This window comes from Streptomyces blastmyceticus, from assembly GCF_039521185.1.
Taxonomy (GTDB): domain Bacteria; phylum Actinomycetota; class Actinomycetes; order Streptomycetales; family Streptomycetaceae; genus Streptomyces; species Streptomyces blastmyceticus.
This window is the reverse complement of record NZ_BAAABW010000027.1, coordinates 80,746-105,995: the sequence shown is the minus strand read 5'-3', so window position 1 is coordinate 105,995 and position 25,250 is coordinate 80,746. Positions and strand designations below refer to the sequence as shown.

General features: G+C 74.8%; 1 protein-coding gene. It reads left to right on the top strand.

Annotated elements, in window-relative coordinates:
- The first annotated feature begins 5 nt into the window (after nt 1-5).
- Complete coding sequence (locus tag ABD269_RS27400) at nt 6-25,217, top strand: type I polyketide synthase (protein ID WP_344122131.1); 25,212 nt, start codon at nt 6-8, stop codon at nt 25,215-25,217.
- The last annotated feature ends 33 nt before the right edge of the window (nt 25,218-25,250 follow it).

Below are 25,250 nucleotides of genomic sequence, written 5' to 3'. Positions count from 1 at the left end.
GCAAGATGACAACCCCCAACGAAAAGATCGTTGAAGCACTGCGGGCCTCGCTCAAGGAGACCGACCGGCTGCGCCGGCAGAACCAGCAGCTGACCGAGGCGTCCCGGGAGCCCATCGCCATCGTCGGCATGAGCTGCCGGTACCCCGGCGGCGTGCGGTCGCCCGAGGACCTGTGGCAGTTGGTCGACCGCGGCGGCGACGCCATCTCCGGCTTCCCGGAGGACCGCGGCTGGGACATCGAGTCCCTCTACGACCCCGACCCGGACCGCGAGGGCACCTTCTACGCCCGCGGCGGCGGCTTCCTCTACGAGGCCGCCGAGTTCGACCCCGGCTTCTTCGGGATCTCGCCGCGCGAGGCCCTCGCCATGGACCCGCAGCAGCGCCTGCTGCTGGAGACCTCCTGGGAGGCGTTCGAGCGCGCGGGCATCGACCCGGCGGCCGTCCGCGGCTCCCGCACCGGCGTCTTCGTCGGCGCCTCCGCCCAGGCGTACGGCGCGGGCGAGTACGACCTGCCTGATGGCGTCGAGGGCCACCTGCTCACCGGCACCGCCTCCAGCGTGGTCTCCGGCCGGCTCTCCTACGCCTTCGGCCTGGAGGGCCCGGCCGCCACCATCGACACCGCGTGCTCCTCCTCGTCCGTGGCGCTGCACCTGGCCGTCCAGGCGCTGCGCACCGGCGAGTGCTCGCTCGCCCTCGCGGCCGGTGTGACCGTGTTGGCCTCCCCGGACGTCTTCGTGGAGTTCAGCCGGCAGCGTGGTCTGTCGGCCGACGGCCGGTGCAAGTCCTTCGCCGCATCCGCCGATGGCACGGGCTGGTCCGAGGGTGTCGGTGTGCTGCTGGTCGAGCGGCTCTCCGACGCCCGTCGTAACGGGCACCAGGTGCTGGCGGTCGTGCGCGGCTCGGCGGTCAACCAGGACGGTGCGAGCAACGGCCTGACGGCGCCGAACGGTCCCGCGCAGCAGCGCGTGATCCGGCAGGCGCTGGAGAACGCCCGGCTGTCCGCCGCCGAGGTCGACGCGGTCGAGGCGCACGGTACGGGCACCACCCTGGGTGACCCGATCGAGGCGCAGGCGCTGCTGGCCACCTACGGCCAGGAGCGGCCCGAGGGACAGCCGCTGTGGCTGGGCTCGCTGAAGTCCAACATCGGCCACACGCAGAACGCCGCCGGTGTCGCGGGCATCATCAAGATGGTCATGGCGATGCGCCACGGAACGCTGCCGCAGACCCTGCATGTGGATGAGCCCTCCCCGCACGTCGACTGGGCGGCGGGCGACGTCGAGCTGCTGACCGACGCCCGGCCCTGGCCGGAGACCGGCCACCCGCGCCGCTTCGGCGTCTCCTCCTTCGGTGTGTCCGGCACCAACGTGCACACGATCATCGAGCAGGCCCCGGCCGAGGAGGCCGCCGGGAGCGCGGCCGAGCCGGGCGCGGTCCCGCCGGTGCTGCCCGTGGTCCTCTCCGCCCGCACCGGTGAGGGCCTGCGCGCCCAGGCCGAGCGCCTGGGTGCGCACCTGGCGGCCGCCCCGGCCGCCGATCTGGTGGACCTCGGCCACTCCCTGGCCACGCGGCGCGCGGCCTTCGAGGAGCGCGCGGCGCTGGTCGTCGCCGACCGGGACGCCCTGCTGGCTGGCCTGGAGGCCCTGGCAAACGGCGAGTCGGCCCCGGGCCTGGTGACGGGCTCCGCGATCGACGGCAAGACCGCGTTCCTGTTCACGGGCCAGGGCAGCCAGCGGCTGGGCATGGGGCGCGAGCTGTACGCCGCGTACCCGGCCTTCGCGGCGGCGCTGGACGCGGTCTGCGCCGAGCTGGACGCGCATCTCGAACTGCCGCTGAAGGACGTGCTGTTCGGGGACGACGCTTCGGTCCTGGACCGGACGGCTTTCACTCAGCCTGCGTTGTTCGCGGTCGAGGTGGCGCTGTTCCGCCTCGTCGAGGCATGGGGCATCAAGGCGGACTTCCTCTCCGGTCACTCGATCGGCGAGCTGGCTGCCGCGCATGTGGCGGGGGTGCTGTCCCTTGCTGATGCTTCCAAGCTGGTCGCCGCTCGTGGCCGGTTGATGCAGGAGCTGCCTGCCGGTGGCGCGATGATCGCGGTGCAGGCTTCTGAGGACGAGGTTCTTCCGCTGCTGACCGAAGGTGTCAGCATTGCCGCTCTCAACGGCCCTGCTTCCGTGGTGATCGCGGGCGACGAGGATGCGGCGCTTGCGATCGCTTCGGCTTTCGAGGCGCAGGGTCGTAAGACGAAGCGTCTAACGGTTTCGCACGCCTTCCACTCGCCGCGCATGGACGGCATGTTGGATGCCTTCCGTGCGGTGGCCGAGGGTCTGTCGTACGAGGCCCCGCGCATCCCGATCGTCTCCGGTCTGACGGGTGCTGTGGTTCCCGCCGAGGAGATCACGAACCCGGGCTTCTGGGTCCGTCACGTCCGTGAGGCCGTCCGCTTCCTGGACGCGGTGCGCACCCTGGAGGCCCAGGGCGTCACCACCTTCGTGGAGCTGGGCCCCGACGGGGTGCTCTCCGCGATGGGCCAGGACTGCGTCACCGGCACCGAGGCCGACTTCGTGCCGGTGCTGCGCAAGGGCCGCCCGGAGGCGGAGGCGCTGACCACGGGCCTCGCCCGGGCGCAGGTCCGTGGCGTGGCGGTCGACTGGGCCGCGTTCTACGCGGGCACCGGCGCCGGCCGGGCCGAACTCCCCACGTACGCCTTCCAGCACCAGCGGTTCTGGCTGGAGCCCGGCGCCACCACCGGTGACGCGACGGCCATCGGTCTGGAGTCGGCGGACCACCCGCTGCTCGGCGCCGCGGTGCCGCTGGCGATGAGCGACGGCTTCCTGTTCACCGGGCGGCTCGGGCTCGACAGCCACCCGTGGCTGGCCGACCACGCCGTGCTCGGCACCGCCGTGCTGCCGGGCGCCGCCCTCGTCGAGCTGGCGATCCGCGCCGGTGACCAGGTCGGCTGCGAGTACCTCGCCGAACTCGCCGTGGAGACCCCGCTGGTGCTGCCCGCCCGCGGCGGGGTGCGCATCCAGGTCGAGGTCGGGGCGCGGGACGCCGCAGGCCGCCGCGCGTTCACCGTCTCCTCCCGTACCGACGACGCCGCCGACACGACGTGGACCCGGCACGCCACCGGCGCGCTCGCCGACACGCGCCCCGCGGCGACCCCCGCCGAGCTGACCACCTGGCCGCCGGCCGGCGCCGAGGCGATCGACACCGACGACCTCTACACGGAGCTGGCCGCCGCCGGGCTGCGGCACGGGCCGCTCTTCCAGGGGCTGACCGCCGCTTGGCGCAGCGGCGACGAACTGTTCGCCGAGGTGCGGCTGGCCGAGGACGCCGACCCGGCCGCCGCGGCCTTCGCCGTCCACCCGGCGCTGCTCGACGCGGTGCTGCACGCGCTGCACGGCAGCTCCGGCGCCCGCCTGACCGCCGCCTGGCAGGGCGTGACCCTGCACGCGGTCGGCGCCGACGCGCTGCGCGTACGGATCTCGCCGGTCGGCGAGGACACCGTCGCGCTGGTGCTCGCCGACGCCACCGGTCAGCCGGTCGCCACCGTCGACGCGCTGACCCTCCGCCCGCTGCCGGAGAGCGACGCCGACCTCGGTGCCGTCGGCTCCTTCGCCCACCAGCAGGCGCTGTTCCGGCTGGACTGGGTGGCACCGCGGGCCGTCACCGCCGAGCCGGGCGCCGCCGGACGCCGCGCGGTACTCGGCGCCGACGCCTTCGGGCTGGGCCCGGCAGGCGTCGCCGACGCCTCCTTCCCGGACCTCGCCGCCCTCGCGGCGGCTGTCGACGCGGGGGAGACCCCGGCGCCCGGGCTGGTGCTGGCCTCCTTCCCCGCCGCCCAGGACGGCGAGGACCTCGCCGCCGCCACCCACCGGGCCGCGCTCCGTGCGCTGGAGCTGGTGCAGGGCTGGCTGGCCGACACCCGCTTCACCGACGCCAAGCTGGCCCTCGTCACCCGGGGCGCGATCGCCGCCGGCCCCGACGAGGACGTCACCGACCTGGCGCACTCCGCGTTGTGGGGCCTGCTGCGCTCCGCCGAGACCGAGAACCCGGACCGCTTCGTCCTCGTCGACCTCGACGGCACCGACGCCTCCACGGCCGCCCTGCACGGCGCGCTGGCCACCGGGGAACCCGAACTGGCGCTGCGCGACGGCGAGATCCTGGTGCCGCGCCTGGCCCGCACCACCGCGGCCGACCTGAAGGGCCCGGACACCCCGGTGCCCGCCCTGGACGCCGAGGGCACCGTACTGATCACCGGCGGCACCGGCGGCCTGGGGCGCCTGCTCGCCCGCCACCTGGTCACCGAGCACGGCGTCCGCCACCTGCTGCTCACCAGCCGCCGCGGCCCCGAGGCCCCCGGCGCCGACGAGCTGCGCGAGGAACTCGCCGCGCTGGGCGCCGAGGTGACCATCGCCGGCTGCGACGCCGCCGACCGCGAGGCGCTGGCCGCCACCCTGGCCGCCGTCCCGGCCGCCCACCCGCTCACCGCCGTCGTGCACACCGCCGGTGTCCTGGACGACGCCACCGTGCCCGGCCTCACGCCCGAGCAGCTGGACCGCGTGCTGCGCCCCAAGGTGGACGCGGCGTGGAACCTGCACGAGCTCACCCGCGACCTCGACCTGTCCGCCTTCGTCCTGTTCTCCGCCATCGCCGGCACCCTGGGCGGCGCCGGCCAGGCCAACTACGCCGCGGGCAACGTCTTCCTCGACGCGCTCGCCGGCCACCGGCACGCCCAGGGCCTGCCCGCCACCTCCCTGGTCTGGGGCCTGTGGGCCCGGTCCGGCGGCATCACCGGCGCACTGACCGAGACCGACCTGCTGCGGCTGGCCCGCAGCGGCATGGGCGCCCTCGGCGACGACGAGGGCATGGCGCTCTTCGACGCCGCCCGCCGCACCGGCCGGGCCGTCCTCGTCCCGGCCCGGCTGGACCTGGCGGCGCTGCGCTCCGCGCACGGCACCGGCCCGGTGCCGGCGCTGCTGCGCGGCCTGATCCGCGGCACCGGCCGGCGCACCGCCGCCGCCGGGCTCTCCGCCACCGGCTCCTCGCTGTCCGAGCGGCTGCTCGCGTTGCCCCCGGCCGAGCGCCGGCGCACCCTGCTCGACCTGGTCCGCACCCAGGTGTCCGCGGTGCTCGGACACGCCGGCCCGGAGGCCGTCGAGCCGCGCCGGGCCTTCAAGGAGCTGGGCTTCGACTCGCTGATCGCGGTCGAGCTCCGCAACCGGCTCTCCGCGGCCACCGGGCTGAAGCTGCCCACCACCATCGTCTTCGACTACCCCAACTCCGCCTTCCTCGCCGACCACCTGCGCGGCGAGCTCCTGGGCGACCTCGTCGACGAGGACGCCGAGCAGGCCGACGCGGTGGCCACCGCCGCGCCCGACGACGACCCCATCGCCATCGTCGCGATGAGCTGCCGCTACCCCGGCGACGTGGATTCGCCCGAGGAGCTGTGGCGGCTGGTCACCGGCGGCGAGGACGCCATCACCGGCTTCCCGGTCAACCGCGGCTGGGAGTCGCTGGACTGGGCGTCCGAGGCCGAGCCGGGCGACTATGCCCGGGCGGGCGGCTTCCTGCACGAGGCCGACCTGTTCGACGCCGCCTTCTTCGGGATCTCGCCGCGCGAGGCCCTCGCCATGGACCCGCAGCAGCGGCTGCTGCTGGAGACGTCCTGGGAGGCGTTCGAGCGCGCGGGCATCGACCCGGACGAGGCGCGCGGCCGCAGCGTCGGCGTCTTCGTCGGCGCCTCCTACAGCGCCTACGAAGTGGGCCTGGAGCAGGCCGGTGCCGAGGTCGCGGGCCATGTGATGACCGGCAACGCCGGCAGCGTCATCTCCGGGCGCATCTCCTACGCCCTCGGCCTCGAAGGCCCCGCCGTCACCGTCGACACCGCCTGCTCCTCCTCCCTGGTCGCCCTGCACTGGGCCATCCAGGCGCTGCGCCAGGGCGAGTGCTCCATGGCGCTCGCGGGCGGCGTCACCGTCATGACGACCCCCGGCACGTTCGCCGAGTTCAGCCGCCAGCGCGGGCTGGCCTCCGACGGCCGCGTCAAGGCGTTCGCGGCGGCCGCCGACGGCACCGGCTGGGGCGAGGGCGTCGGCATGCTGCTCGTCGAGCGGCTCTCCGATGCGCGGCGCAACGGACACCCCGTCCTCGCCGTCGTCCGCGGCTCCGCCGTCAATCAGGACGGTGCGAGCAACGGCCTGACCGCGCCCAACGGCCCCGCGCAGCAGCGCGTCATCCGCAAGGCGCTGGCCGGCGCCGGGCTCACCACCGCCGAGGTCGACGTCGTCGAGGCGCACGGCACCGGCACCACCCTGGGCGACCCGATCGAGGCGCAGGCCCTGCTCGCCACGTACGGCCAGGACCGCCCCGCCGACCGGCCGCTGTACCTCGGCTCCATCAAGTCCAACATCGGCCACTCGCAGGCCGCCGCCGGTGTCGCCGGGATCATCAAGATGGTCAAGGCGATGGAGCGCGGCGTGCTGCCGCAGACGCTGCACGTGGACGAGCCGACCCCGCACGTCGACTGGTCGGCCGGCGCGGTCGAGCTGCTGACCGAGACCATCGAGTGGCCGGAGACCGGCCGCCCGCGCCGCGCCGCCGTCTCCTCCTTCGGTATCAGCGGCACCAACGCCCACACCATCATCGAGCAGGCCCCGGCGGCCGACCCGGCGGAGCCGACGACGGCCGCCACCACCCGGCTCCCGCTGCTGCCCTTCACCGTGTCGGCCAAGAGCCAGGAGGCGCTGCGCGCCCAGGCCGAGCGGCTGCACGCCCACCTGACGGCCCACCCGGAGCTCGAACCGGCCGACGTCGCCCGCTCGCTGGCCACCGGCCGCGCCGGGCTGCACCACCGCGCGGTACTCGCCGCCGACGGCCGCGACGCGCTGCTGCGCGGCCTGGAGGCACTGGCCGCCGGCCACACCGCCCCCGGCCTCGCCGAGGGCACCCTCACCGAGGGCGGGACGGCGTTCCTGTTCACAGGTCAGGGCAGTCAGCGGCTCGGTATGGGGCGTGAGTTGTACGCCGCGTTCCCGGTGTTCGCGGAGGCGTTCGACGCGGTCTGCGACGCATTGGACCGGCACCTGGAGCGTCCGCTGAAGACCGTGGTCTTCGGTGACGATGCCGAGCTGCTGAACGAGACCCGGTACACGCAGCCCGCGCTGTTCGCGGTCGAGGTGGCGCTGTTCCGCCTCGTCGAGGCGTGGGGCGTCAAGGCCGATGTGCTGTCCGGCCACTCGATCGGCGAGCTGGCCGCCGCCCACGTCGCGGGTGTGCTGTCGCTGGCGGACGCGGCGAAGCTGGTGGCCGCGCGCGGTCGCCTCATGCAGGAACTCCCCGCCGGTGGCGCGATGATCGCGGTCGAGGCGTCGGAGGACGAGATTCTTCCGCTGCTCACCGAGCGCGTGAGCATCGCCGCCCTCAACGGCCCGCGGTCGGTCGTGATCGCGGGTGACGAGGACGCGGCGCTTGCGATCGCGGCCGGTTTTGAGGCGCAGGGTCGTAAGACCAAGCGCCTCACCGTCAGCCACGCTTTCCACTCGCCGCGCATGGACGGCATGTTGGAGGAGTTCCGCGCGGTGGCCGAGGGGCTGTCGTACGAGGCTCCGCGCATCGGCATCGTCTCCGGTCTGACGGGTGCGCTGGTCTCCGCCGAGGAGATCACCAGCCCCGGCTTCTGGGTCCGGCACGTCCGTGAGGCCGTCCGCTTCCTGGACGCGGTGCGCACCTTGGAGGCGCAGGGCGTCACCACCTTCGTCGAGCTGGGCCCGGACGGGGTGCTCTCCGCGATGGCGCAGGAGTGCGTCACCGGCGAGGGTGCGGCCTTCGTCCCCGCGCTGCGCAAGGACCGTGGCGAGGCCGGGTCGTTGATGGCGGCCGTGGCCCGGGCGCACGTCCGCGGTGTGACGGTGGACTGGGCGGCGTTCTTCGCCGGCACGGGAGCCGCACGGGTCGACCTGCCGACGTACGCCTTCCAGCGCCGCCGCTACTGGCCGGACGCGCCGGTGCGGGCCCTCGCGGCCCCGGCCGGTGTCGACGGCTGGCGCTACCAGGTGTCCTGGAAGCCGCTGTCCCCGAGCACGGCGTCCCGTCCCACCGGCGTCTGGCTCGTCGCCGCGCCCGAGGGTGAGGCGCAGTGGTCCGCCGGAGTCATCCGTACGCTCACCGAGCGCGGCGCCGAGGCGCGGCTCGTCGAACTGGGCGCCGCCGACGGCCGCTCCGGGTACGCCGAGCGGCTCCGCGAGGCGGCCGTCGGCACCGAGGTGTCCGGTGTGCTCTCGCTGCTCGCGCTCACCGAGGACGGCGGACTGCCGGCCACGGCCGCGCTGACGCAGGCGCTGGGCGACGCCGCCGTGGACGCCCCGCTGTGGGTGGCCACCCGCGGCGCGGTGTCGACCGGCCGCACCGACGCACCCGCGGACCCGGCCCGGGCGCAGGTCTGGGGCCTGGGCCGGATCGCGGCCCTGGAGCACCCGGAGCGCTGGGGCGGCCTGGTCGACCTGCCGGAGACGGCGGACGACCGCGCGCTGACCCGGCTGGCCACGGTGCTGGCCGGTGCCGGTGACGAGGACCAGATCGCGATCCGCTCCGCCGGAGTCCTCGGCCGTCGGCTCGTACGGGCCGCCGCCACGCCGGTCGCCGAGGCCGACGCATGGCGGCCGCGCGGTTCCGTGCTGGTCACCGGCGGCACGGGCGCGCTGGGCGCCCAGGTCGCCCGCTGGCTGGTGGACAACGGCGCCGAGCACCTGGTGCTGACCAGCCGCCGCGGCCCGGACGCGCCGGGCGCGGCCGAGCTGCGCGACGAGCTCGCGGCCTCCGGGGCCCGGGTCACCGTCGCGGCCTGCGACGTGGCCGACCGGGAGGCCCTGGCCGCCCTGATCGCCTCGCTGCCCGCGGAACTCCCGCTCACCGCCGTGGTGCACGCCGCCGGTGTGCTGGACGACGGCGTCCTGGACGCGCTCACTCCCGAGCGCTTCGCCACCGTCCTGCGCGCCAAGGCCGGGGCCGCGGCCAACCTGGACGAACTCACGCGCGAGCTGGACCTGTCCGCGTTCGTCCTCTTCTCCTCGATTTCCGGCACGCTCGGTGCCGCGGGTCAGGCCAACTACGGCGCCGCCAACGCCTACCTGGACGCGCTGGCCGAGCGCCGGCGGGCCGAGGGCCTGCCCGCGACCTCGATCGCGTGGGGCCCGTGGGCCGAGGGCGGCATGGCCGCCGACGCGGCCCTGGAGCAGCGCATGCGCCGCGCCGGGCTGCCGCCGATGGACGCCTCTCTCGCGATCAGCGCCCTCCAGCAGGCCCTGGACCTGGACGACGCCGTGCTGGCCGTCGCCGATGTGGACTGGGAGCGGTTCGGCCCCGGCTTCGCCGCCGTACGGCCCAGCCCGCTGCTGTCCGACCTGGCCGAGACGCGCCGGTCGGCGAACCTTGCCACCACCGCCGTCGACCGGGTGGGCAAGGCCGCCGAGCCGGCCTCCTCGCTCGGCCGGCAGCTGCTCGGACTCGGCGAGTCCGAGCGCGGCACCTTCCTGCTGGACCTCGTCCGCGGCCACGTCGCCGAGGTGCTCGGCCACGCCCACGTCGACGACGTCGCGGCCGACCGCGCGTTCCGCGAGATCGGCTTCGACTCGCTGACCGCCGTCGAGCTGCGCAACGGTCTCAACGCCGTCACCGGCCTGCGGCTGCCCGCCACCCTCATCTACGACTACCCGACGCCGAACGCCCTCGCCGACCATCTCCTCGCCGAACTCCTCGGCGAGCAGGCCGCGATCACCGGTCCGGTGATGACGGCCGTGGCCGACGACCCGATCGCGATCGTCGCGATGAGCTGCCGCTTCCCCGGCGGCGTGCACACCCCCGAGCAGCTGTGGCAGCTGCTCTCCTCCGGTACGGACGTCATCTCGGGCATGCCCACCGACCGCGGCTGGGACCTGGAGGCGCTCTACAACCCGGACCCGGACGCCGAGGGCACCTCGTACGCCCGTGAGGGCGGCTTCCTGCACGACGTCGCCGACTTCGACCCGACGTTCTTCGGGATCTCGCCGCGCGAGGCGCTCGCCATGGACCCGCAGCAGCGCCTGCTGCTGGAGACCTCGTGGGAGGCGTTCGAGCGGGCCGGGATCGACCCGGCGACGCTGCGCGGCAGCCACGCCGGCGTGTTCGTCGGCACCAACGGGCAGGACTACCTGTCGCTGCTGCTCGGCGGCTCCGAGGGCCTCGAAGGCCACATGGGCACGGGCAACGCGGCCAGCGTGATCTCCGGCCGACTGGCGTACGTCTTCGGCCTGGAGGGCCCGGCCGTCACCATCGACACGGCCTGCTCCTCCTCTCTGGTCGCCCTGCACTCCGCCATCCAGGCGCTGCGCAACGGCGAGTGCTCGCTGGCCCTGGCCGGCGGTGTCACCGTCATGTCCACCCCGGGCGTCTTCATCGACTTCAGCCGCCAGCGCGGTCTCGCCACGGACGGTCGCATCAAGGCGTTCGCGGCCGGTGCCGACGGCACCGGCTGGGGCGAGGGCGTCGGCATGCTGCTCGTCGAGCGGCTCTCCGACGCGCGCAAGAACGGCCACCCCGTCCTCGCCGTCGTGCGCGGCTCGGCGGTCAACCAGGACGGTGCGAGCAACGGCCTGACGGCGCCCAACGGCCCGTCCCAGCAGCGCGTCATCCGCCAGGCACTGGCGGCGGCCGGACTGTCGGCCACCGAGGTCGACGCGGTCGAGGCGCACGGCACCGGCACGAGGCTCGGCGACCCGATCGAGGCGCAGGCCCTGCTCGCCACGTACGGCCAGGACCGCCCCGCCGACCGGCCGCTGTACCTCGGCTCCATCAAGTCCAACATCGGTCACACGCAGGCCGCCGCGGGCGTCGCGGGCATCATCAAGATGGTGCTCGCGATGCGGCACGGCGTGCTGCCGCAGACCCTGCACATCGACGAGCCCACCCCGCACGTCGACTGGGCGGCCGGTGACATCGCCCTGCTGACCGAGTCGGTGGCCTGGCCGGAGACCGACCGTCCGCGCCGCGCGGGCATCTCCTCCTTCGGCTTCAGCGGCACCAACGCGCACGCCATCGTGGAGCAGGCGCCGGCCGAGGAGGCCGTCGAGAACGCGGCCGAGCCGGGCGCGGTCCCGCCGGTGCTGCCGGTGGTCCTGTCCGCCCGCACCGGCGAGGGCCTGCGCGCCCAGGCCGAGCGCCTGCGGACGCACCTGACCGAGCAGCCGGAGACGGCACTCACCGACCTCGGCCACTCCCTGGCCGCACACCGCACCCTCCTCGAGGAGCGCGCGGCGCTGGTCGTCGCCGACCGGGACGCCCTGCTGGCGGGCCTGGAGGCCCTGGCACGCGGCGAGTCGGCCGCGGGCCTGGTGACGGGCTCCGCGATCGGCGGCAAGACCGCGTTCCTGTTCACGGGCCAGGGCAGTCAGCGGCTGGGCATGGGGCGTGAGCTGTACGCCGCGTTCCCGGTGTTCGCGGAGGCGTTCGACGCGGTCTGCGACGAGCTGGACCGGCACCTGGAGCGTCCGCTGAAGACCGTGGTCTTCGGTGAGGGCGCCGAACTTCTGGACCGGACCGGCTGGACTCAGCCCGCGCTGTTCGCGGTCGAGGTGGCGCTGTTCCGTCTCGTCGAGGCGTGGGGCGTCAAGGCCGATGTGCTGTCCGGTCATTCGATCGGTGAGCTGGCTGCTGCGCATGTTGCGGGTGTGCTGTCCCTTGCCGATGCTTCCAAGCTGGTGGCCGCTCGTGGCCGTCTGATGCAGGAGCTGCCTGCCGGTGGCGCGATGATCGCGGTGCAGGCGTCGGAGGATGAGGTTCTTCCGCTGCTGACGGAGGGTGTCAGCATTGCCGCTCTCAACGGCCCTTCTTCCGTGGTGATTGCGGGTGACGAGGGCGCGGCGCTTGAGATCGCGGCCGGTTTCGAGGCGCAGGGTCGTAAGACCAAGCGCCTGACCGTCAGCCACGCGTTCCACTCGCCGCGTATGGATGGCATGTTGGAGGACTTCCGTGCGGTGGCCGAGGGGCTGTCGTACGAGGCTCCGCGTATCCCGATCGTCTCCAACCTGACGGGCGCGCTGGTCTCCGTCGAGGAGATCACCGACCCCGGTTTCTGGGTCCGCCACGTCCGCGAGGCGGTCCGATTCCTCGACGGCGTGCGGACGTTGGAGGCGCAGGGCGTCACCACCTTCGTCGAGCTGGGCCCGGACGGGGTGCTCTCCGCGATGGCGCAGGAGTGCGTCACCGGTGAGGGCGCGGCCTTCGTGCCGGTGCTGCGCAAGGACCGTGCCGAGGCCGAGGCACTCACCGCGGCCGTGGCGCGGGCGCACGTCTGCGGTGCGAAGGTGGACTGGGCTGCGTACTACGCGGGCACCGGTGCCGCGCGGATCGAGCTGCCGACGTACGCCTTCCAGCGCGAGCGCTACTGGCCGAAGGTGTCCTCGCTGTACCTCGGGGACGTCGCGGCCGTGGGTCTCGGCCGGGCCGGGCACCCGCTGCTCGGCGCGAGCGCCGAGCTGCCGGGCGCGGACGGGATGCTGTTCACCAACCGCCTGGCGCTGTCCACCCACCCCTGGCTCGCGGACCACACCATCATGGACACGGTCCTGCTGCCGGGAACGGCCTTCGTGGAGCTGGCCATTCGCGCCGGTGACCAGGTCGGTTGCGAGCACCTCGAAGAGCTGACGCTGGAGGCGCCGCTGGTCCTGCCCGAGCAGGGCGGGGTCCAGCTGCGGCTGTGGGTCGGCGCGGCCGACGAGTCGGGCCGCCGCCCCCTGACCTTCCACTCCCGCCTGGAGGACCTCCCGGCCGAGGAGCCGTGGACCCGGCACGCCAGCGGTGTGCTGGCCGCCGCGGACCGCTCGGAGCCGGCCTTCGAGCTGGGTGTGTGGCCGCCGAAGGGCGCGGCCGAGGTGGCGGTCGAGGACCGCTACGAGCACCTGCGGGACGTCGGCTTCGCCTATGGCCCGGCCTTCCAGGGCCTGCGCAGGGCGTGGCGGCGCGACGGCGAGATCTTCGCCGAGGTGCAGCTGCCCGAGGACGCGCAGGCCGCGGACTTCGGGCTGCACCCCGCGCTGCTGGACTCGGCGCTGCACGCGCTGGGCCTCGGCGGCCTGGGCGGCACCGAGACCCAGGGCCGGCTGCCGTTCGCCTGGGCCGGGGTGTCGCTGCTCGCCAGCGGCGCCTCCGCCCTGCGCGTCCGGATGGCCGCCACCGGCGGCGACGGCGTGCTGCTGGAGATCGCGGACGCGACCGGCGCGCCGGTCGCCGCCGTCGAGTCGCTCGCGCTGCGCCCGGTCTCGGACGAGCAGCTGCGCAACGCCCGGACGACCTACCACGAGTCGCTGTTCCGCGTGGAGTGGACCGAGCTCGCGGCGGCGTCCGCCGCGGCCGCCGACGACCGCTGGGCGGTCCTCGGCTCCGCCGCCCTCGTCGGAGCGGACGTTCCGGCGTACGCCACGTACACCGACCTCGTCGAGGCGGTCGAAAACGGCGCCAAGGCACCGGAGTTCGTCTTCGTCTCCCCGTCCGCGGACGGGGCCGACGAGGACGCGGCCGCCGTCGCCCACCGGGCCGGCGCCGAGGCGCTCGCCCTGGTGCAGGCGTGGGTGGCGGAGGAGCGCTTCGCCGACTCCCGGCTGGTGGTGCTGACCTCGGGGGCCGTGGCCACCGAGGCCGGTGCGCCGGTGACCGACCTGGCGGGCGCGACCGTACGGGGCCTGCTGCGCTCGGCGCAGTCGGAGAACCCGGACCGCTTCCTGCTGGTGGACCTCGACGGGCACGCCGACTCGCTCGGTGCGCTGCCCGCCGCGCTGACCGCCGGCGAGCCCGAGACCGCGATCCGGGAGGGCGCCCTCAAGGCGCCGCGACTGGCCCGCGCTGCCTCGGCGGACGACGCCGACGCCACCGTGTGGAACCCGGACGGCACGGTGCTGGTGACGGGCGCCAGCGGCTCGCTGGGCGGGCTGTTCGCCCGGCACCTGGTGGCCGAACAGGGCGTGCGGCACCTGTTGTTGGTGAGCCGTCGGGGCGCCGAGGCGCCCGGTGCGGCCGAGCTGGCGGCAGAGCTCACCGGAGCCGGTGCGTCGGTGACGTGGGCGGCGTGTGACGTGGCCGACCGGGAGGCGCTGGGCGCCGTCCTGGCGGACGTTCCGGCCGCGCACCCGCTGACCGCCGTGCTGCACACCGCCGGTGTGCTCGACGACGGCACGGTCGGCTCGCTGACCCCGGAGCGCCTGGCGCACGTCTTCCGCCCGAAGGTGGACGCGGCCTGGAACCTGCACGAGCTCACGCGGGACCTGGACCTGTCGGCGTTCGTGGTGTTCTCCTCGGCCGCCGGTGTCTTCGGCGGCCCTGGCCAGGGCAACTACGCCGCTGCCAACGCCTTCCTGGACGCTCTCGCCGAGCACCGCAGGGCGCAGGACCTGCCCGCGACCGCCCTCGCCTGGGGTCTGTGGGCCGGTGGCGGCATGGGTGACACCCTGGACGAGGCCGACATCACCCGGATGCGGCGCGCCGGAGTGCCCCCGCTGTCCGTCGCCGACGGCCTGCGGCTCTTCGACGCCGCCCTCACCACGGGCGAGCCGACGCTGGTCCCGATGCGGCTGGATCTCCCGGCGCTGCGCACGCAGGCCGCGAACGGCCCCGTCTCCGCGCTGCTGCGCGGGCTGGTGCGGGTGCCGGCGCGACGCGCGGTCGACGCCGTCGCGGCGGGTGCGGGCGAGTCGGGTCTCGTGCAGCGGCTTGCCGGGTTGAGCCCGGCGGAGCAGGAGCGGATGCTGCTGGACCTGGTCCGTGGCCAGGTGGCGGCTGTTCTCGGCTATGCCGGGGCGGAGACCGTCGGTTCGGGCCGGGCGTTCAAGGAGCTCGGTTTCGATTCGCTGACCGCGGTCGAGCTGCGTAATCAGCTGAACGCGGTGACGGGGCTGCGGCTGCCGGCCACGTTGATCTTCGACTATCCGGACCCGACGGTCCTCGCCCGTCACCTGCGGACCGAGCTGGTCGGCGACGAGGTCGTCACCACGGCCCCGGACACCACCGCCGTCGTGGCCGACGACGAGCCGATCGCCATCGTCGGCATGAGCTGCCGCTTCCCGGGCGGGATCACCAGCCCCGAGGAGCTGTGGCAGCTCGTCCTGGGCTCGGTGGACGCGATCTCCGGCTTCCCGGCGGACCGTGGCTGGGACCTGGAGGCACTGAACGGCGGCACCCCCGGCGCGTCCGGCACCAGCTCCACCATCGAGGGCGGATTCCTGCACGACGCCGCCGAGTTCGACCCGGCGTTCTTCGGGATCAACCCGCGTGAGGCCATGGCGATGGACCCGCAGCAGCGACTGCTGCTGGAGACCAGCTGGGAGGCGTTCGAGCGGGCGGGCATCGACCCGACCTCGGTGCGCGGCAGCCGGACCGGCGTCTTCGCCGGTGTGATGTACCACGACTACCTGACGCGCCTGACGGGCGTCCCGGAGGACCTGGAGGGCTACCTCGGCACCGGCGCCGCGGGCAGCGTCGCCTCCGGCCGGGTGTCGTACACCTTCGGCCTGGAGGGCCCGGCGGTCACCATCGACACGGCGTGCTCCTCGTCGCTGGTCGCCCTGCACCTCGCGGCGCAGGCGCTGCGCAACGGTGAGTGCACGATGGCGCTCGCCGGTGGTGTGACCGTCATGGCCACCCCCGACACGTTCATCGACTTCAGCCGCCAGCAGGGCCTTTCGACCGACGGCCGCTGCAAGTCCTTCGCGGCCGCGGCGGACGGCACCGGCTGGTCCGAGGGTGCGGGCATGCTGCTCGTCGAGCGGCTCTCGGACGCCCGCCGCAACGGCCACCCGGTCCTCGCCGTGGTGCGGGGCTCCGCGGTCAACCAGGACGGCGCGAGCAACGGCCTGACCGCTCCCAACGGCCCGTCGCAGCAGCGCGTCATCCGCGCGGCGCTGGCCAACGCGGGCGTCTCGGCCGCCGAGGTCGACGCCGTCGAGGCGCACGGCACCGGCACCACCCTGGGCGACCCCATCGAGGCGCAGGCGCTGCTGGCCACCTACGGCCAGGAGCGGCCCGAGGGACAGCCCCTGTGGCTGGGCTCCTTCAAGTCGAACGTGGGTCACACCCAGGCCGCCGCCGGTGTCGGCGGCATCATCAAGATGGTCATGGCGATGCGCCATGGTGTGCTGCCGCAGACGCTGCACGTGGACGAGCCCACCCCGCACGTCGACTGGGCGGCCGGTGACATCGAGCTGCTGACCGAGGCACGGGCCTGGCCGGAGACCGGCCGGGTGCGCCGCGCGGCGATCTCCTCCTTCGGTGTGAGCGGCACCAACGCCCACACCATCCTGGAGCAGGCGCCCGAGCAGGCTCCCGCCCGGCCCGCCGCCCCGGCGGCGGAGCTCCCGGCGGTCCCGTGGGTGCTGTCGGGCAAGTCCGAGGCCGCGCTGCGCGGCCAGGCCGAGCGGCTCCTCGCCCACCTCGCCGCGCACACCGAGACGGCCGCCACCGACGTGGCCTACTCGCTGGCGACCGGCCGGGCGGCACTGGAGCGGCGCGCGGCGGTCGTCGCCGACGACCTCGCCGGCCTCCGCGCCGGACTGGGCGCCCTGGCGCGCGGCACCACCGCCGCGGGCCTGATCACAGGAACCGCCACCGAGAGCGGGACGGCGTTCCTGTTCACGGGCCAGGGCAGCCAGCGACTCGGCATGGGCCGCGAACTGTACGCCGCGTACCCGGCGTTCGCGGAGGCGCTGGACGCGGTCTGCGACGAGCTGGACCGGCACCTGGAACAGCCGCTGAAGACCGTGGTCTTCGGTGACGACGCCGAGCTACTGAACCAGACCCGGTACACCCAGCCCGCGCTGTTCGCCATCGAGGTGGCGCTGTTCCGTCTCGTCGAGGCGTGGGGTGCCAGGGCCGACGTGCTGGCCGGTCACTCGATCGGTGAGCTGGCCGCCGCGCATGTGGCTGGGGTGCTGTCCCTTGCTGATGCTTCCAAGCTGGTGGCCGCGCGCGGTCGCCTGATGCAGGAGCTTCCGGCCGGTGGCGCGATGATCGCGGTGCAGGCTTCCGAGGACGAGGTGCTGCCGCTGCTGACGGAGGGTGTCAGCATCGCCGCTCTCAACGGCCCTGCTTCCGTGGTGGTCGCGGGTGACGAGGACGCGGCGCTCGCGATTGCGGCCGGTTTCGAGGCGCAGGGTCGTAAGACCAAGCGCCTCACCGTCAGCCACGCCTTCCACTCGCCGCGCATGGACGGCATGTTGGAGGCGTTCCGCACGGTCGCCGAGGGCCTGTCGTACGAGGCCCCGCGCATCCCGGTCGTCTCCGGTCTGACGGGCGCGCCGGTCTCCGCCGAGGAGATCACGAGCCCGGAGTTCTGGGTCCGGCACGTCCGCGAGGCGGTCCGCTTCCTGGATGTGGTGCGGACCCTGGAGGCTCAGGGCGTCTCGACCTTCGTGGAGTTGGGCCCCGACGGCGTGCTGACCGCGATGGCGCAGGAGTGCTTCACCGGCGAGGGCGCGGCGTTCGTCCCCGCGCTGCGCAAGGGGCGTGCCGAGGCCGAGTCGGTGACCGGTGCGCTGGCCGCGCTGCACGTCCGGGGTGTCGCCCTGGACTGGACGGCGTTCTTCGCCGGGACGGAGGCCACGCGGGTCGACCTGCCGACGTACGCCTTCGAGCGCCGGCGCTACTGGGTCGAGTCCCCCGAGGGGCCTGCCCAGGGCGGCGCGCCGACTTCGGACGCGGTGGACGCGCGGTTCTGGGAGGCCGTCGAGCGCGAGGACCTGGAGGCCCTCGCGGGCACGCTGCGCTCCGAAGACGCCGAGGAGCTCTCCTCGCTGAGCGCCGTCCTGCCGATGCTGTCCTCGTGGCGGCGTCAGCAGACCGAGCTGTCGACCGTCGACGCCTGGCGCTACCAGGCGACGTGGAAGCCGGTGACCCTCCGTGCCGACGGCGCGCCGAGTGGTCGTTGGCTGGTCGTCACCGCCGCGGACCAGGCCGGTGCGGCGTGGGCCGAGGGCGTCGTACGGACGCTGGCGGCACGCGGCGCCGAGGCCCGGGTCGTCGAGCTGGGCGCCGAGGGCGACCGCGCTTCGGTGGCCGAGCGGCTGCGCGCGGAGGCCGGGGACGGTGCGGTGGCGGGCGTGTTCTCGCTGCTGGCCGCCGCGGGTGCCGCGGGGCTGCACCGTACGCTCGCGCTGACCCAGGCGCTGGGCGACGCCGCCGTGGACGCCCCGCTGTGGGTGGCCACCCGTGGCGCGGTCTCCGTGGGCCGCTCCGACGCGCCGGTCGACCCGGTGCAGGCGCGGGTCTGGGGCCTGGGCCGGGTGGCGGCGCTGGAGCTCCCGGAGCGCTGGGGCGGTCTGGTCGACCTGCCGGAGACGGCGGACGAGCGGGCGCTGGCGCGCCTCGCCGGGGTGCTCTCCGGCCGTGGTGGCGAGGACCAGGTGGCGGTCCGCTCCTCCGGTGTCTTCGGGCGCCGGCTCACCCGGGGCACGGCCCCGGCGAAGGCCGGCCGGACCTGGCGACCGGGCGCCGGCTCGGTGCTGGTCACCGGTGGCACCGGTGCGCTGGGCGGCCATGTAGCGCGCTGGCTCGTGGGCCAGGGTGCCGAGCACCTGGTGCTGACCAGCCGTCGCGGCGTGGACGCGCCGGGCGCGGCCGAGCTGCGCGACGAACTCGTCGCGCTGGGCGCTCAGGTCACGGTCGCGGCTTGTGACGTGGCCGACCGGGAGGCCCTGGCCGGTCTCCTGGCCGGGCTGCCCGCGGAGCTGCCGCTGACTGCCGTGGTGCACGCGGCCGGCGTGCTGGACGACGGCGTGCTGGACGCGCTCACCCCCGAGCGCTTCGCGACCGTCCTGCGCGCCAAGGCGGAGGCCGCGGCCAACCTGGACGAGCTGACGCGGGATCTGGACCTGTCGGCGTTCGTGCTCTTCTCCTCGACAGCCGGTTCCATGGGCGCCGCCGGGCAGGGCAACTACGCTGCCGCGAACGCCTTCCTGGACGCGCTGGCCGAGCGCCGGCGAGCCGAGGGCCTGCCCGCGACGTCGATCGCGTGGGGCCCGTGGGCCGAGGGCGGCATGGCCGGCGACGATGCCCTGGAGCAGCGCATGCGCCGCGCCGGCGTGCCGCCGATGGCGGCGGAGCTGGCGATCGCCGCGCTGCAGCGGGCACTCGACCTGGACGAGACCGCGGTGACCATCGCGGACATCGACTGGGCGCTGCTCGCGCCGGGCTTCACCGCCTCGCGGCCGAGCGCCCTGCTGCTCGAACTGCCCGAGGCGCGCACCGCGCTGGAGGCCGAAGCGGCACAGGCGCCCGGTGCGGGCGCGGCGGCCGAGGGCGAGTCCTCACTCGCCCGACGGCTGGCCGGGCTGTCCCGCGCCGAGGCCGAGCAGGCGCTGCTCGACCTGGTGCGCTCCGCGGTGGCGGACGTGCTGGGCCACGCCGACGCGGCGGAGGTCGAGGCCGGACGCGCCTTCAAGGAGCTGGGCTTCGACTCGCTGACCGCGGTCGAGCTGCGCAACCGGCTCAACTCCGTGACCGGGCTGCGGCTGCCGCCCACCCTGGTCTACGACTACCCGTCGTCGGCGGCGCTCGCCGACCACCTCAGGACCGAGGTCCTGGGCGAGGAGAGCGAGCCCGTCGCCGGTCCCGCCGCCTCCGTGGCGGCCGTGGCCGACGACCCGATCGCGATCGTGTCGATGAGCTGCCGCTTCCCCGGCGGCGTGACCACCCCCGAGGAGCTGTGGAAGCTGCTGGCCTCCGGCCGGGACGCGGTCACCGGCTTCCCCGCCGACCGCGGCTGGGACGTCGAGGGGCTGTACGACCCGGAGTCCGACGGTGAGAACACCACGTACGTCCGTGAGGGCGGCTTCCTGACGGACGCCGGGGCCTTCGACGCGGCGTTCTTCGGGATCTCGCCGCGCGAGGCCGTCGCGATGGACCCGCAGCAGCGCCTGCTGCTGGAGACCAGCTGGGAGGCGTTCGAGCGGGCGGGCATCGACCCGGCCGCGCTGCGCGGCCGGCAGGTCGGCGTCTTCGCCGGCACCAACGGCCAGGACTACATGTCGCTGGTGCTCAACTCGTCCGACGGCGGCGACGGCTTCATGGGCACGGGCAACGCGGCCAGCGTCATGTCCGGCCGGGTCTCGTACGCCCTGGGCCTGGAAGGTCCGGCGGTCACCGTCGACACTGCGTGCTCCTCGTCGCTGGTCGCGCTGCACTGGGCCATCCAGGCGCTGCGCAACGGCGAGTGCTCGCTCGCCCTCGCGGGCGGTGTGACCGTGATGTCCACGCCGGGCTCGTTCGTCGAGTTCAGCAAGCAGCGCGGGCTCGCAACGGACGGCCGGATCAAGGCGTTCGCGGCCGGTGCGGACGGTACGGGCTGGGGTGAGGGTGTCGGCATGCTGCTCGTCGAGCGGCTCTCCGACGCGCAGAAGAACGGTCACCCGGTGCTGGCGATCGTGCGTGGTAGCGCGATCAACCAGGACGGTGCGAGCAATGGTCTGACGGCGCCGAACGGTCCGTCGCAGCAGCGGGTGATCCGGCAGGCGCTGGCCAGCGCGGGCATCTCGGCCGCCGAGGTCGACGCGGTCGAGGCGCACGGCACGGGCACGACGCTGGGCGACCCGATCGAGGCACAGGCCCTCCTGGCCACCTACGGCCAGGAGCGCACGGTCGGCGAGCCGCTCTACCTGGGCTCGATCAAGTCCAACATCGGTCACACGCAGGCCGCGGCGGGCGTCGCGGGTGTGATGAAGATGGTGCTGGCGCTTCAGCACGGGGTGCTGCCGCAGACGCTGCACGTCGACGCGCCGACCCCGCACGTCGACTGGTCGGCGGGCGAGATCGCGCTGCTGACCGAGTCGGTGGAGTGGCCGGAGACCGGCCGCCCGCGCCGGGCCGCGGTCTCCGCGTTCGGCATCAGCGGCACCAACGCCCACACGGTCCTGGAGCAGGCGCCCGAGCAGCTGCCGGCGGAGACCGCCGCCACCGCTCCGGTGACGGGGCTCCCGGTGCTGCCGTGGGTGCTGTCGGGCAAGTCGGAGGCCGCGCTGCGCGGCCAGGCCGAGCGGCTGCGGGCGCACCTCGCCGAGCGGCCCGAGGCCGACGCGGTGGACGTGGCGTACTCGCTCGCCACGACCCGCAGCGCCCTGGACCACCGGGCCGTACTGGCCGCCGGGGACCGGGACGGGCTGCTGCGCGGTCTGGCCGCCCTCGCCCGCGGCGAGTCGGCTGAGCCCGGGCTCGTCCAGGGCTCGGCCACGGCCGGCAAGACGGCGTTCCTCTTCACCGGTCAGGGCAGCCAGCGGCTCGGCATGGGCCGTGAACTGTACGAGTCCTTCCCAGTGTTCGCGGATGCGCTGGACGAGGTGTGCGCGCACTTGGACGGGCACCTTGAGCGTCCGTTGAAGGACGTGGTGTTCGGTGACGACGCCGAGCTGCTGAACCAGACCCGGTACACCCAGCCCGCGCTGTTCGCGGTCGAGGTCGCGCTGTTCCGCCTCGTCGAGGCATGGGGCATCAAGGCGGACTTCCTCTCCGGTCACTCGATCGGTGAGCTGGCCGCCGCGCATGTCGCGGGTGTGCTGTCGCTGGCGGACGCCTGCACCCTGGTGGCCGCGCGCGGTCGCCTGATGCAGGAACTCCCCGCCGGTGGCGCGATGATCGCCGTGCAGGCGTCCGAGGAGGAGGTGCTGCCGCTGCTGACCGAGCGCGTGAGCATCGCTGCCCTCAACGGCCCGCAGTCCGTGGTCGTCGCGGGTGACGAGGACGCGGCGCTTGCGATTGCCGCTGCCTTCGAGGCGCAGGGTCGTAAGACGAAGCGCCTCACCGTCAGCCACGCCTTCCACTCGCCGCGCATGGACGGCATGTTGGAGGAGTTCCGCACGGTGGCCGAGGGTCTGTCGTACGAGGCTCCGCGCATCCCGATCGTCTCCAACCTGACCGGCGCGCTGGTCTCCGCCGAGGAGATCACCAGCCCGGACTTCTGGGTGCGTCACGTCCGCGAGGCCGTCCGCTTCCTCGACGGCATCCGAGCCCTGGAGGAGCACGGCGTCACGACCTTCGTGGAGCTGGGCCCCGACGGGGTGCTGACCGCCATGGCCCAGGAGTGCCTGGCCGAGCCCGGCCGCGCCGAGCTCGTACCGGCGCTGCGCAAGGGCAGGCCGGAGGCGCAGGCGGCGACGGACGCGCTGGCGCGGCTGTTCGTCCGGGGCACGGCCCCGGACTGGGAGGCGTTCTTCGCCGGTACGGGCGCGCGCCGCGTGGCCCTGCCGACGTACGCCTTCCAGCAGCGGCACTACTGGGCCGACGCCCTGCTGGGCCTCGACGAGTTCGCCTCGATGGGGCTCGGCGCCGCCGGTCACCCCCTGCTGGGTGCCGCGGTGGAGCTGCCCGACTCGGACGCGTTCCTCTTCTCCGGCCGGCTGTCGCTGCGTTCGCACGGCTGGCTGGCCGACCACGCGGTCGGCGACACGGCGCTGGTGCCCGGCTCGGCCTTCGTCGAGCTGGCCGTCCGCGCCGGTGACCACGCCGGCTGCGAACTGCTGGAGGAGCTGACCCTGGAGGCGCCGCTGGTGCTTCCGGAGCACGGCGGGGTGCAACTGCGGGTGTCGGTCGGCGAGCCCGACGACGCCGGCCGCCGCACGCTGGCCGTCCACTCCCGTCCGGAAGGGGCGGACCAGCCGTGGACCCGGCACGCCAGTGGCCTGCTGGCCACCGGAGGGGCCGCGGCGAGCCCGGCCGGGCTGTCCGCCTGGCCGCCGGCCGAGGCACAGCCGGTGCCGGCCGACGAGGTCTACGCCCGGCTGGCCCGGACCGGTCTGTCGCACGGCCCGGCCTTCCAGGGCCTGGAGCGCGTCTGGCGGCGTGGTGCGGAGCTCTTCGCCGAGGTCCGCCTCGCGGAGGACCGGCAGCCGGAGGCGGCGCGCTTCGCACTGCACCCGGCACTGCTGGACGCCGCGCTCCAGCCGCTGGCACTGCTGGCCGCGGACACCGACGGTGCCGCGCTGGCGGGTTCGTGGCGCGGGGTGAGCGTGCGCGCGATCGGCGCGGACGCGCTGCGGGTACGGCTGGCCCCGGCCGCCGACCCGGCCCAGGACGGGGCGGTCTCGGTGGTCCTGGCCGACGCGGCGGGCTCGCTCGTCGCGACCGTCGACGCGCTGGCCACCCGGCCGCTGGACGTGGACCGGATCGCCGGTGCGTCCACGGCCACGGACGGCGGCCACGAGTCGCTGTTCCGCGTCGACTGGACGGCGCTGCCGGTCGCCCAGGCGGTCCCCGCCGAGCGGTTCGCCGTCATCGGCGGCGACGAGCTCAAGCTGGGCGCGGCGCTGGAGTCGGCCGGGGTGCGTGTCGAGGCGTACGACGACCTCGCGGCGCTGAACGCGGCCGTCGCGGCGGGCGGTTCCGCACCGGAGACGGTGCTGCTGCCGCTGCTGCACGAGCCCGGCGACGCGGCCGGCGAGGACCTCGCCGGAGCCGTCCACACCGCCGTCCACCACGCCCTGAACCTGCTTCAGGAGTGGCTGAACGGCGGTCGGCCGGGCGCCGCGCGGCTGGTGGTCGTCACCCGCGGCGCGGTCGCCGCGGCCGATGACACCGAGGTCGCCGACCTGGTGACGGCCCCGGTCTGGGGTCTGCTGCGGGCCGCGCAGGCGGAGAACCCCGAGCAGTTCCTGCTGCTGGACATCGACGGCCTGGGGTCCCCCTGGACGGAGTCGGGGGCAGCGTCGTTCGCGGCCGTCCCGGGCGCGCTGGCCACGGGCGAGCCGGAGATCGCGCTCCGCGCGGGCACGGCGTACGCGCCGCGCCTGGCCCGGGTCGGGACCGAGGCCGAGGCCGGCACGCCGGCCTGGGCGGGTGCCGTCGACCCCGAGGGCACCGTCCTGATCACCGGGGCCACCGGTGGTCTGGGCCGGCTGCTGGCCCGGCACCTGGTCGCCGAGCACGGCGCCCGCCACCTGCTGCTCGTCAGCCGACGCGGTCCGGCCGCCGAGGGCATGGCCGAACTGACCGCGGAACTGCGGGAGCTGGGCGCCGAGGCCACCGTGGCCGCCTGCGACGCCGCCGACCGGGAGGCGCTGGCCGCTCTGCTGGCGGACGTCCCGGCGGAGCATCCGCTGACGGCCGTGGTGCACACCGCGGGCGTGCTCGACGACGGCGTCATCGACCTGCTGACGCCGGAGCGGGTGGACCGGGTGCTCGCGCCCAAGGTCGACGCGGCGGTGAACCTGCACGAGCTGACCCGGGAGTTGGACCTGTCCGCCTTCGTGCTCTACTCGGCGGCGGCAGGTACCCTCGGCAGCCCCGGCCAGGGCAGCTATTCGGCGGCCAACGTCTTCCTGGACGCACTCGCCCGGCACCGCCGGGCCCGCGGGCTGGCCGCCGTGTCCCTGGTGTGGGGCATGTGGGCCGAGGAGCGCGGCATGGCAGGCACGCTCGGCGCGGCCGACCTCGACCGGTCGGCGCGCGGCGGTGTGCTGCCGCTGTCCGCGGCGGAGGGCCTGGCCCTGTTCGACGCGGCGCACGGGACCGGTGAGCCGGTGCTGGTGCCGGTGCGGCTGGACCTGGCCGCCCTGCGCGCCAACGCCGCCGCCGGGGAGCTGCAGCCGCTCTACCGCGGCCTGGTGCGCGTCCCCGCCCGCCGCGCCGCGGAGTCCGGACGCGCGACCGTGGCCGCCGAGGCCACGGCGGAGACGCTGGCGGCACGCCTCGCCGGCCTCTCCGAGGCGGAGCAGCAGCGCACCGTGCTGGATCTGGTGCGCCGTCAGGTGGCGGCCGTCCTGGGCTACGCGTCCACGGAACAGGTCGGCGCCGAGCAGGCGTTCAAGGAGCTCGGCTTCGACTCGCTGACCGCCGTGGAGCTCCGCAACCGCCTCGACGCGGCCAGCGGACTGCGGCTCTCGGCGACGCTGGTCTACGACTACCCGACCCCGCTGGCGCTCGCGCACCGGCTGCGGGAAGAGGTGGCACCGCAGGCCGCCGAGCCCGGGCACTCCGTCCTGGAGGAGCTGGAGCGGCTGGAGAACATCCTGTCGGCCCAGGCGCCGGAGGACCTGGCCGCGTTGACCGAGGACGAGGACGCCCACGACCGCGTCGCGGTGCGCCTGCAGTCCCTGCTGACGAAGTGGAACGACATCCGGAACGCCGCGGATGACACCGCCGGGGCGAACGTGCTCGAAGAGGCCAGTGACGACGAGCTCTTCGACTTCATCGACAAGAGGTTCGGCAAGAGCTGAGAAGACCGAGCGGGCCGGGCGTGAAAGCCCGGC

Coding starts and splice junctions, on each gene's coding strand:
- ABD269_RS27400 (WP_344122131.1), top strand. CDS start 6: ATGACAACCCCCAACGAAAAGATCGTTGAAGCACTGCGGGCCTCGCTC.